Annotated in this window: 8 protein-coding genes; 1 reads left to right on the top strand and 7 read right to left on the bottom strand. The window is 65.1% G+C overall.

What is annotated here, in order from left to right:
* Positions 1-229: 229 nt before the first annotated feature.
* Positions 230-3,103 carry a bifunctional [glutamate--ammonia ligase]-adenylyl-L-tyrosine phosphorylase/[glutamate--ammonia-ligase] adenylyltransferase gene (gene glnE, locus FAZ79_RS10490; RefSeq protein WP_169303681.1) on the top strand — a complete coding sequence of 958 codons (2,874 nt, stop codon included), beginning with the start codon at positions 230-232 and terminating at the stop codon, positions 3,101-3,103.
* A 24-nt stretch (positions 3,104-3,127) separates the two neighbouring features.
* Here the strand turns inward: glnE and xth are convergent, their stop codons facing one another.
* The 7 genes from xth to dnaA all read right to left on the bottom strand — a co-directional run bounded on the left by xth (position 3,128) and on the right by dnaA (position 12,033).
* A complete protein-coding gene (gene xth, locus FAZ79_RS10485; protein WP_136867918.1) occupies positions 3,128-3,919 on the bottom strand; it encodes an exodeoxyribonuclease III in 792 nt (263 codons plus the stop codon).
* Positions 3,920-4,010: 91 nt separating this feature from the next.
* Positions 4,011-4,964 (bottom strand): GIDE domain-containing protein, encoded by a 954-nt coding sequence (locus FAZ79_RS10480; RefSeq protein WP_169303680.1) that lies wholly within the window; start codon positions 4,962-4,964, stop codon positions 4,011-4,013.
* Positions 4,965-4,989: 25 nt separating this feature from the next.
* Positions 4,990-5,562 carry a LemA family protein gene (locus FAZ79_RS10475; protein WP_136867916.1) on the bottom strand — a complete coding sequence of 191 codons (573 nt, stop codon included), beginning with the start codon at positions 5,560-5,562 and terminating at the stop codon, positions 4,990-4,992.
* A gap of 61 nt (positions 5,563-5,623) precedes the next feature.
* Entirely contained in the window at positions 5,624-8,035 is a 2,412-nt protein-coding gene (gene gyrB, locus FAZ79_RS10470; protein ID WP_136867915.1) for a DNA topoisomerase (ATP-hydrolyzing) subunit B, read from the bottom strand.
* A gap of 129 nt (positions 8,036-8,164) precedes the next feature.
* Entirely contained in the window at positions 8,165-9,238 is a 1,074-nt protein-coding gene (recF, locus tag FAZ79_RS10465; protein ID WP_136867914.1) for a DNA replication and repair protein RecF, read from the bottom strand.
* A 10-nt stretch (positions 9,239-9,248) separates the two neighbouring features.
* Entirely contained in the window at positions 9,249-10,358 is a 1,110-nt protein-coding gene (gene dnaN / locus FAZ79_RS10460; protein WP_136867913.1) for a DNA polymerase III subunit beta, read from the bottom strand.
* 265 nt (positions 10,359-10,623) lie between these two features.
* Positions 10,624-12,033 carry a chromosomal replication initiator protein DnaA gene (gene dnaA / locus FAZ79_RS10455; protein ID WP_136867912.1) on the bottom strand — a complete coding sequence of 470 codons (1,410 nt, stop codon included), beginning with the start codon at positions 12,031-12,033 and terminating at the stop codon, positions 10,624-10,626.
* Positions 12,034-12,193: the final 160 nt, after the last annotated feature.

The following is a 12,193-nucleotide window of genomic DNA, read 5'->3' as shown; positions in this document are numbered from 1 at the left end:
AGGCGCGGATTTCTCCATCGAGGCCCGGAGCACTGAACCGCTCCACGAGGAGGCCGAATAGATTGACGCAACCTGATTATCCACCACCCCACCGGGGCTTGCGATCGGGGAGCAGGCCATAGATGTGCCCGATCGAACCGGGGCCCGGCCGCGGCGCCGCAAGCCTGCACCCATCCGGCTGCAAGGCGTATCATCGAGGCATCCCCCATCAACCGACAGGCCGATCCTCGTGTCCGACCTCGACGAAATCACCCCAGACCAGACCCTGATCGACCAGCTGAGCGATGCCTCGGCACTCAACGACGACCAACGTCGGCAGCTCGAACACGTCCTGCGCTGCAGCCCCTTCATCCAGCAAAGCCTCGCCGCCGAGCCGGACATCCTCGATTACGTGATGGCCGGCTGCGGTGACGCGTTTCTCGGCGACGGGCTGGCCACGCGCCTCGACGGGCTCAGCGGCACGCGGGACGAGCGCCTGGCACTGGAGCCGGCGGCCTTCGGCCGGGAGCTGCGTCGATTGCGTCGGCGCGAGATGATCCTGATCGCTTGGCGCGATCTCAACGGCATCGACGACACCGACGCGACCCTCCGGTCGCTATCCAAGCTCGCCGATTTCTGCGTCGCCGAGGCGCTGGCCTACCACGAACATCACCTGCAGGCCCGGTTCGGCCAGCCGCGCGGGCCGAACGGCGAGTCCGTCGGCATGGTGGTCATCGGCATGGGCAAGCTCGGGGGCGACGAGCTCAACTATTCCTCGGACATCGACCTGATCTTCGCCTACGCCGAAGAGGGGGAGACCGACGGCAGCAAGACGATCAGCAACGCCGAGTACTTCATCCGGCTCGGCCAGCGGCTGATCCGCTCGCTCGACGAGAAGACCGGTCACGGCTTCGTCTTCCGGGTCGACATGCGTCTTCGCCCCAACGGCGACGAGGGCCCGCTGGCGATGAGCTTCGACGGGCTGGAACTCTACTACGCCACCCGCGGACGCGAATGGGAACGGTACGCCTGGATCAAGGCACGCGTGATTGCCGGCGACCAGGCGGCGGGACGCGAGTTGATGGACATGCTCAGACCGTTCGTCTTCCGCCGCTATCTCGACTTCGGCGCGTTCAGCCAGTTGCGCGAGATGAAGCGCATGATCGAGCGCGAGATGACCGACGCGGCGATGCACAACAACATCAAGCTCGGCCCCGGCGGCATCCGCGAGATCGAGTTCATCGGCCAGTTGTTCCAGTTGCTGCGCGGCGGACGCGAGCCGGCGCTACAGGACCGGCGGCTGCTGCCGGTGCTCACGATCCTCGAGGAGATGGGCGAGCTCGATCCGACCACCGTCGGCGATCTCACGGTGGGCTACGACTTTCTCCGCCGGGCCGAGAACCGGTTGCAGATGCTCTACGACCATCAGACGCAGACGCTACCGGACAACAAGTTCGACCAGTTGCGCCTCGCGATCTCGATGGGTTTCGAGGACTGGGGCGCGTTCCTGTACGCCCTCGATCAGCACCGTGATCGCATCCACGGCCATTTCTCGGAGGTGCTGCGCCTGCCCAGCGACGGCGACGAGAACGAGGACCCGCTCGAACAGGTATGGAACGGGCTAGGCGATGTCGCCGAACGCGTCGCCATCCTCGAACGGCACGGCTTCGAGCAGGCCGCCGTGCTGGAGCGGCATCTGTCCGCGTGGCGGGACACCCAGGGGCCGGCGATCAACGGCACGGTCGCCCAACGTCTCGACGAACTGATGCCCGACCTGCTGCGCGACATCAGCGCCTATCAGGGCCAGGTCGCGATCCTCGACCGGATGCTCGACCTGCTTGCGGCCATCCTGCGCCGCTCGGTCTACGTGGCCCTGCTGATCGAACAGCCACAGGCGCGCCGGCAACTGGTCCGGCTGGTGCACGGCAGCCCGTGGATCGCCTCGTTGCTGACCCAGCACCCGATCCTGCTCGACGAGCTGATCGACCCCGAGACCCTGTACGCCCCGCCCAACAAGACCGAGCTGGCGCAGGAGCTGGGCGAGCTGTTGGGCAAGTGCCCGAACGACGAGGAACGCAGCCTCGACGAATTGCGCCGCTTCAAGCAGCTGGCGACCCTGCGGGTGGCTGCCGCCGACGTGGTGGGCGCGCTGCCGGTGATGCGGGTCTCCGACCAGCTGACCTGGATTGCCGAGGTAATCCTGGAGGCGGTACACGAGCGCGCGCAGGCGCAGATCGAGGCCCGCCACGGCAAGCCGAAGGCGATCAACGAGGCGGGCGAGGTGTTTACCCCGGGACTCGCCATCATCGGTTACGGCAAGCTCGGCGGGATCGAGCTGGGTTACGGCTCGGACCTGGACCTGGTCTTCCTGCACGACTCCACGGATCGCGAGGCGGTGACCGACGGGCCGAAATCGATCGACAACAGCCTCTACTTCGCGCGTCTGGCGCAGAAGATCATCCATACGCTCAGCATCCGTACGCCGGCCGGCGTGCTTTACGAAGTGGACACGCGCCTGCGCCCGGACGGGGTCGGCGGCCTGCTGGTCTCGTCCGTCAATGCCTTTGCCCAGTACCAGGCCGAACACGCCTGGGTCTGGGAGGTGCAGGCCATGTGCCGGGCGCGCTTCGTCGCCGGCACCGCCTCGGTGGGCGAGACCTTCGCCGAGATCCGGCGCCAGACGCTGACCCAGCCGCGCGACCCCGACGAGCTGCGTGACGCGGTGGTGGGCATGCGCGAGAAGATGCGGACGAACCAGACCGAGACCCCGGCCGGCCTGTTCCACCTCAAGCGCGACGTCGGCGGCATCACCGACATCGAGTTCCTGGTGCAGTACCTGCTGCTGCGACATGCCGCCGAACATCCCGAAATACTCGAGTTCACCGACAACATTCGCCAGCTCGACTCGTTGCGCGAGGCTGGACTGATCGACGCCGAGGCGAGCGAGGCCATCATCCAGGCCTACCGGACCCTGCGCGACGCCGGCCACCATCAGGCGTTGATGGGCAGTCGCTCCGTGGTGGATGCCCACAGCGTCGAGGCCGAACGGCAGGTGGTGATCGATCAATGGCAGGCGCTGATCGGCTGCCTGCCACCGGGCGCGGAGGCCGAACGGCCCGAGTAGGCCGGCGGCGATCGGCGTCGGGCGTCAGCTACCCGGTGCCCCGTAGTCGAGGGCCACGACCACCGGCGCGTGATCCGAGGGACGCTCCCACCGACGCGGCTCGATGTCGATGTGGCAGGCCGTGACCTGATCGCGCAGTGACTCGCTGACGAGGATCAGGTCGATGCGCAGCCCGCGATTGCGGCGGAAATTCGCCTGCCGGTAATCCCACCAGGAAAATACGTTCTCCGGCTGGTCGAACAGGCGGAAGGCGTCGATCAAGCCCGTCTCGAGGATGCGGTCGAGCGCGTCGCGTTCCGGGGTCGAGCAGAGGATCCGCTCCTTCCACGCCTCGGGGTCGTGCACGTCGGCATCCGTCGGCGCGATGTTGAAGTCCCCCACCACCACGCGGTTGCGGTAGCGCCCGGCCTCCTCGGCCAGCCAGCGCGTCAGCGCCTCCAGCCAGGACAGCTTGTAGGCGTATTTCTCCGACCCGACGGCCTCGCCGTTGACCACGTACAGGTTGATCACCCGCAGGTCGCCGAAGGTCGCGGCGATCACGCGCCGCTGCGGATCCTCGAATCCGGGGATGTCGGTGACGATGTCGGTCGGCTCCGGCCAATGGGCCGGATACATCCAGGCCACGCCGTTGTAGGTCTTCTGCCCGTTGGCGATCACGCGATAACCGGCCGCCTCGATCGCGTCCCGATCGATCGCCTCATCGAGTTGCTTGAGCTCCTGCATGCCGAGCAGGGTGGCGGGTTGGTCGGCCAGCCACTGGAGGACTTGCGGCTGACGCACCTTGAGTGAATTGACGTTCCAACTAGCGATGTTCATGGGATCTGCCTCGAGCGAAAGACTCGGGCCATTCTCGCAGAATCGGCCGGTTCCCGGGGCGATCCGCCGCCGGGAAACGCGAGGGGACACCCTAGAACGGGGTCCGGATATCGAGCGCGACCAGCGCGAGCACGAACAGGATCAGGCCGGCGGCGACGAATGCGCCCGCCTTGAACGTCTTGCGACGGATCAACGTCTCCTGCGGCACGCCGGAGATGATGAACGGATCGCCGTTTTCCGGCCGGTGTAGCAGGTGGACGGTATTGCTGCCGGTGGCACGTTCACGTTCCGCCTCGCCGACCTCGCGCTTTGCCTGCGCGCGCGCAAGCCGCATGGCCCATTCCCACTCGCGCATCGAGATCTCGCCGTCACCATCCAGATCGAAGCGCGAAAGCGCCTCGTCGTCGTGCTTCCATTCCTGCAGGAGCTCGCGGCGACGCTGCTCGATTGCCGCGTGGGCCGACGATCCGTCGTTTCGATGCCCGCGGGTCTCGAGCCAGCCAAGCACGTAGAGCGGCCGCTCGGGCAGCAGCAGACGCTCGGTGTAGCGATACGGCTTGCCACCGAATCCCAGTGCCGAGCCGCCCGACCAGTCATGGTTCGAGGCGCGCTCACGCCAACGTCGACTGCTGTGCGGGATCACCCGTGCATGGTCGGGGTCGACGAACGCCTCGCCGCTACCATCGTCGACGCGGAACAGGGCATCGCTGCGGCGGCGCTCGACGGTGACCCAATTGCGGTTCTTGCCGCTGGACTCGAGCCGCTCGATCTTCATCTCGAACCAGAGACAGGGAGTAAAGGTCAGCGGCGAATAGAGCGGGTGATCGTCGATCGCCCGGCCCGTGCCTTCGATCTCGTTGAAGCCCTGGGCGGCAGAGCGCAGCCGGGCGGTGGGGGTGTGCGCGATGATCCGCGCCCGAGCGAGGGTACGAAAGCCGAGAAACAGGCAGACGAGAAGCAGGATCACCACCCCCGTCCACAGGACGAGGTAGAAGCCGGGATCGAGGTCGAGCAGCCAGTCGCCGAACCCCTCGATAACCGACATGCCGGGGATCATCGACTCGCCGGGATCAGCCGAACAGGGCCTTCACGTCGACATCCTCGGTGGTCTTGCGATCGAACTCGAGCAGGCGGAAGGCGCGGAAGCCGAACAGCTGGGCAACCAGGACGTCGGGAAACTGTTCGATGCGGATGTTGTTGGTGTTGACTGCGGCGTTGTAGAACTCGCGCCGGTCGGCGATCTCGTTTTCCAGCCCGCTGATGCGCTGCTGCAGGTGCTGGAAGGTCTCGTTGGCCTTGAGCTCGGGATAGGCCTCGGCCACCGCGAACAGGTTACCCAGGCCGAGGCGCAGGCTCTGCTCGGCACCACCCAGTGCGCCGACGTCACCGCGCTGCTGCGCGTCGTTGACCGCCGCACGCGCCTCCATCACCCGCTCGAGCGTGTCGCGCTCGTAGTGCATGTACTGCCGGGCGGTCTCGACCAGTTTGGGCAACTCGTCGTGGCGCTGGCGCAGCAACACGTCGATGTTCGACCAGGACTGCGAGACGTTGTGCTTCAGCCGCACCAGGCCGTTGTAGATGATGATTCCCCAGATCAGGATCAGCACCAGCAGGAACACGATGATCGACAGCGCGATGCCCATGGTTCGAACGCCTCCTTGGCTGCCCCGCCGCGGCGAGGCGGGTTGACTCTCGTCGTCTTGGTTACACGTCGATATTGGACGCCGAGAGCGCGAATTTCTCGATGAAGTCGCGGCGCGGCTCGACCAGATCGCCCATCAGCACCGTGAACACCGAATCGGCGGCCACGGCGTCTTCGATACGCACCTGCAACAGGCGACGGGTATCCGGGTTCATGGTGGTTTCCCACAATTGGTCGGGGTTCATCTCGCCCAGGCCCTTGTAGCGCTGAACCGCCAGTCCACGGCGCCCCTCGGCCATCAGCCAGTCGATCGCCTGTTCGAAACGCTCGATCGCCTGGCGGCGTTCGCCGCGCACGACCTCGGCACCCTCGCTGATCAGGCCGTCGAGTCGTTCGCCGAGGTCGCCGAGCAGGCGGTACTCGTTGCCGCTGAAGAACGCCGCCGGGATGGTGGTTTCATGTGAAACACCGTGCTGGCTGCGCTCGATACGGAACACGTGGCCATGCTCGCCTTCCTCCATCGAGACGCCGTACTCCACACCGGCATCGGCGATGGCATTGAGCATGCCGTTGAAGTGACCCAGCCAACCGGCCAGGCGAGACTCGTCGTCCATCATGGCCGGATCGAGGCGACCGATCTGCATCAGTGCCTTCAGGGCATTGATGTCAAAACGGTTGGCCATGCGCTCGATCATCGCCTGCGCGGAAAGGTATTCCCGCGCCAGCGACTCGAGCCCCGGCCCGGAGATCGGCGGGGTGTTCTCGCCGAGTTCCAGGCGCGCCCCGTCGACCGCCTGCTGCAGCAGGTACTGGTTCAGGGCCAGATCGTCCTTGAGGTACTGCTCCTGCTTGCCCTTCTTGACCTTGTAGAGCGGCGGCTGCGCGATGTAGACGTGGCCGCGCTCGACCAGCTCGCGCATCTGGCGGTAGAAGAACGTCAGCAGCAGGGTGCGGATGTGACTGCCGTCGACGTCCGCGTCGGTCATGATGATGATGCGGTGGTAGCGCAGCTTGTCCGGATTGAAGTCCTCGCGACCAATGCCGCAACCCAGCGCCGTGATCAGGGTGCCCACCTCGGCGGACGACAGCATCTTGTCGAAGCGCGCCTTCTCGACGTTGAGGATCTTGCCCTTGAGCGGCAGGATCGCCTGGGTGCGCCGGTCGCGGCCCTGCTTGGCCGAACCGCCCGCGGAGTCGCCCTCCACCAGGTACAGCTCCGACAGCGCCGGGTCCTTCTCCTGGCAGTCGGCGAGCTTGCCCGGCAGGCCGGCGATGTCGAGCGCGCCCTTGCGGCGGGTCATCTCGCGGGCCCGACGGGCGGCCTCGCGGGCCCGCGCCGCCTCGATGATCTTGGAGGTGATCGCCTCGGCATCGGCCGGGTTTTCCTCGAGGAAGTCGGCCAGGTGCTCGGCGGTCATCGATTCGACCGCGGTCTTGACCTCGGAGGAGACCAGCTTTTCCTTGGTCTGCGAGGAGAACTTCGGGTCGGGCACCTTGACCGAGATCACCGCCACCAGGCCCTCGCGCCAGTCCTCACCGGTGGTGTTGACCTTGGCCTTCTTGAGGATCCCGTTGCGATCCATGTAGTCGTTGAGCGTGCGCGTCAGCGCGGTACGAAAACCGGTCAGGTGGGTGCCGCCGTCGCGCTGCGGGATGTTGTTCGTGTAGCAGAACAGGTTTTCCTGGTAGGCGTCGTTCCACTGCAGCGCGAGCTCGATGCCGACCTCGTCGCGATCGCCCGAGAGGTAGATCACGTTCTTGTGGATCGGCGTCTTGTCCTTGTTCAGGTGCTCGACGAACGCGCGGATGCCACCTTCGTAGTAGAACGTGTCCGCGCGGCCGCTCTGCTCTTCGGAGAGCGAGATGTGCACCCCGGAGTTGAGGAACGACAGCTCGCGCAGGCGCTTGGCCAGGATGTCGTAGTGGAAGGTGACGTCGGTGAAGATCGTCTGGCTGGGCAGGAAACGGATCTGCGTGCCGGAACGCTCGGTCGGGCCGGCATCCTTGAGCGGGTACTGCGGCTCGCCGAGGTGGTATTCCTGCACCCAACGACGCCCATTGCGCCAGATGGTGAGATCCAGCCGGTCGGACAGGGCGTTGACCACCGAGACACCCACCCCGTGCAGGCCGCCGGAGACCTTGTAGCTGTTCTGGTCGAACTTACCGCCGGCGTGCAGGACGGTCATGATGACCTCGGCGGCCGACCGCCCCTCTTCCTCGTGAAGGTCGGTGGGAATGCCGCGACCGTCGTCGGTGACCGAGACCGAACCATCGGCGTGGATGACCACGTCGATCTTGGAGCAGTGACCGGCGAGCGATTCGTCGACCGCGTTGTCCACCACCTCGAACACCATGTGGTGCAGGCCGGTACCGTCGTCGGTATCGCCGATGTACATCCCGGGGCGCTTGCGCACCGCGTCCAGTCCCTTGAGGACCTTGATACTGCTGGAGTCGTACGTGTTTTCGGCGCTCATGTAGCTCTTGTCCCTTCCTGTCGCAGCGGTCCTGTCGGCGGCGCTTGCCAACCCGGACCGGTCCATCGGGAGACCGGCCGACTGGCCAGTCCATCCCGATCGTTCCGACGGTGTTTCACAACCTTGTGATCATACCATTTTCCGCACCTGCCCGTCCTCCACGGCAAAGCGGGCCTGGATATCCCCCTCGCCGTCGATGGCATCGGCGGCGATCACGCTGACGAAGGCCTGGTGACCACTCTGGCCGAGGTAGTCCAGCACGCGCCGTCGGTTGTCCGCGTCCAGTTCCGAGGCCAGATCGTCGAACAGCACCACGGCCGGCTCACCGCGTACCTCGGCCCAGAGGTCGAGCACGGCGAGGTGCAACAACACCACCAGCATCTTGATCTGCCCACGGGAGGCAACCTGGCGCGCCTCGTGGTCGCCGAGGGCGATCTTGAGATCCGCCCGGTGCGGGCCGAACAGACTGGCCTGCTGGTCCCGTTCGCGCTCGCCGCCCTGCCGGATGGCCTCGTCGAGTGCCAGGTCCTGCCGGTAACCGGGGAGGTAGCGCAGCGTGAGCCGGTGGCCGGGCAGCATGCGGTCGAGCAAGTCGGTCATGCGTTGCTCGAGATCGGCGAGCACGTCGCGCCTGGCGGCCTCGAGTCGCCCGGCGGTTTCCAGGTAGAGCCGCTCCCAGGCCGGTTCGTGTTGTCCCCGGCGCAACAGGGCGTTGCGCTGCTTGAGTGCGCGTTGAAAGTTGCGATGGATCTCGTGGAAATCCGTTCGGGCGTAGAAGCCCACCCGGTCGAGAAAGCGCCGGCGATGATCGGGCGAGCCAAGCACGAGATCGTCGGATTGCGGGTGCAGGGCAAGCACGGGCAGCAATCGCGCCAGCTCGCTCAACCGCGGCACGTTCTCCTGGTCGACGCGGAGCACCATGCTGCGCCGGTCGCGCTGCATCGCAAGGCGGTGTACACCGCGGCCCGAGCGGGCCTCGACCTCGGCTCGCAGCAGGAGGTCGTCGGCACCGTGCCGGATCAGCTCATTGGCGTTGTTGCCACGGAACGACCGTCCCAGGCTCAAGGTATGGATGGCCTCGAGCAGGCTGGTCTTGCCGGCGCCGTTGACCCCGTGGATCAGGTTGATGCCGGCGGCCGGTTCGAGATCGACGGGTTCGAGGTTGCGGAATCGCTCGACGTGCAGTGTCGCCAGTCGCGTCACGGGAAACCGCTTAGATCTTCATCGGCATGAGGACGTAGCGGGTCCGGATGGCGTCTTCGTCGGTCGGCAGGATCAGGGCGCTGGATTCCGGGGTCTCGAAATCCATGCGCACCTGCATGTCGTCAACGTGCGAGAGGATGGCCAGCATGTAGCTGATATTGAAGGCAATCTTCAGGTCGTCACCCTGGTAGTGAACCGGGATTTCCTCGCGGGAGGATTCCTGGTCGCTGTTGATTGCCTCGATGGCCAGCCGGTCGGATTGCAGGTGATAGTGGGCGCCGGCGAACCGGTCGGTGTTGAGCACCGAGGCGCGCTGCAGCACCTGCTTGAGGGTTTCTCGGTCGACGTGGACCTGTTTGCTGTTGGTCTTCGGGATGACGCGCTCGTAGTCGGGGAAGCGCCCGTCGATCAGCTTGCTGACCATGCGTTGCTGGGCGAGCTTGAGCTCGATCTGCTGCGTGCTGACCAAGAGCTCGACCGGCGAATCGTCGTCGCGATCGAGTGCCCGCATCAGCTCCATCACCATCTTGCGCGGCACGATGATGCGCAGCGTCTCCGCGATCGCTTGCTGGCTGTCGGTTTCGGCCAGTGCCAGGCGATGCCCGTCGGTGGCCACGCAGCGAATCCGTTCCGGGCTGACCTCGAACAGCAGCCCGTTGAGGAAGTAACGCACGTCCTGCTGGGCCATCGAGAACTGGGTCTTCTCCAGCATGGCGCGCAATCGATCCTGCCCGAGCACCAGCCGGTATTCCTCGGTGGTTGTCTCCATGCGCGGGTATTCGTCGGCCGGCAGGCAACCGAGCCGGAACACGCTGTGACCCGCCTGGACGATGACGAACCCGTCTTCCTGGCGAATGCCGATCTGCGATTCGGCCGGGATGGCGCGAATGATGTCGTGCAGCTTGCGGGCGTTGACCGTCGTGCGACCCGGTTGACCGATGTCGGCGGGGCATTCGCTTTCCAGCTGGATCTCGAGGTCGGTCCCGGTGAGCTTGAGTCGATCGCCATCGGCCTCGAGCAACAGGTTGCCCAGGATCGGCATGGTCTGGCGTTTTTCCACGCCACCGATTACGCGGTTGATGGCGTCGAGCAGGTCCGGTCGGCTGACGGTCAGTTGCATGGCTGGCGGTTCCTCTGAATCAGTAACAGATGTTTTTGTTCTGTTGATGATGATGAATGTGATGTAGCCACTTTCCTTGGGATAAGTGCGAAAAGACGAACGGGATCAGTAGCTTCTCGCACTTGACAGATTGGCTCAATGCCGTGGGACGGCCTGTGTATGAATTGGGACCAATTGTGGAAAACTCTCGATTCGCCGATTCGTCCACAGGTTTCCCAGCATCCGTCCTGCCACTGTGCCCGGCTTGTCCCCAACTCGGGCGGCTTCACACATTCAGGGTGTGTCGCAGGAGGTTGTAGTCGTCGTTTATCTTGCTGTCGCTCTCGCGCAGTTCCTCGATCTTGCGTACCGCGTGCAGCACGGTGGTGTGATCCCGCCCGCCGAACGACTCGCCGATCTCGGGCAGCGAATGGCTGGTCAATTCCTTGGCCAGCGCCATGGCCAGCTGACGGGGTCGTGCGATCGAGCGCGTGCGGCGGGCCCCGGTCAGGTCCTGGATCTTGACGTTGTAGTACTTGGCGACCGTGCGCTGGATGTTGTCCAGGGTGATCATCTTGGCGTGTGCCGAGATCATGTCCTTGAGCGCGTCCTTGGTCGACTCGATGGTGATCGGTCGCTTGGAGAACTGCGTGGTGACGATCACCCGTCGCAGGGCGCCCTCGAGTTCGCGGATGTTGGCCTGGATGCGCCGGGCGATGAAGAAGGCGACGTCGGAATCCAGATCGATCCCCGACTGCTCGGCCTTGCTGTGCAGGATCGCCACCCGGGTTTCCATGTCCGGCGGCTCGACCGCCACGGTCAGCCCCCAGCCAAAGCGCGACTTCAGGCGTTCCTCGAGGCCCTCGATCTCCTTGGGGTAGCGATCGCAGGTCATCACGATCTGCTTGCCCTGCTCGATCAGCGCATTGAAGGTGTGGAAGAACTCCTCCTGGCTGCGCGGCTTGGTGGCGAAGAACTGGATGTCGTCGATCAGCAGCGCGTCGATGCCGCGGTAGAAGTTCTTGAACTGCTCGGTGTTGTTATTGCGGATGGCGGTGATCATTTCCTGCACGTAGCGTTCGCTGTGCAGGTAGATGACGCGCTTGTCGCCCTGCTGGTCGATGATCTGGTTGCCGACCGCGTGCATCAGGTGGGTCTTGCCCAGACCCACGCCGCCATAGATCAGCAGCGGGTTGTAGCTGGCGCCGGCGTTGGCCGCTACCTGCTGGGATGCCGCGCAGGCGAGCTGGTTGGACTTGCCCTGGACGAAGGTCTCGAAGGTAAAGCCGCGGTTGAGGTTGTGGGAAAAGCCCTCGTCCGTGGTGTCCCCGGGTTCGACCGGCTCGGGGTCGATCGGTCGCGGGGCCGCCGGTCGAGAAGCGGGACGGGACGGGGTGTCGGCCGGGGCCTTGCTGGTTGTGGTCGTCGGCTTGGGCCGAGCGCGGCCGGCCTCGCCGATGCGCAACGACACGTCAAGCTCCGGACGGCCGGAAATCTCGCGGGCATGCACGCGGATCTGCTCGAGCAGTTTCTGGTTGACCCAGTCGAAGGCGAAGCGGTTGGGCGCCCACAGCAGCCACTGGTCGTCGCTGACCTGTTCGGCCTGCAACGGGAATATCCACATGGTCAGCTGATCGTTCGGCAGCTCCTGGGCCAGGCGATCGATGCATTGTTGCCACATCGGGAAATGCTGCATGACGACGGTCGTTCTCCACCGGTTCGGGGTCGGCTAGATGTGATCTCTCAACAGGTTGTCCACGGAACCCATCCAATGGATGCTGAGTTTGCCGACCAAGCAATCCATGACAGGAGGGTCCCGTGGACATCCATCAGAATGCCGCGCTAACACCTCGAGG

This window comes from Guyparkeria sp. SB14A (assembly GCF_005096345.1).
In the GTDB taxonomy this organism is placed as follows: domain Bacteria; phylum Pseudomonadota; class Gammaproteobacteria; order Halothiobacillales; family Halothiobacillaceae; genus Guyparkeria; species Guyparkeria hydrothermalis.
This window is presented reverse-complemented; position numbering and strand designations above follow the sequence as displayed.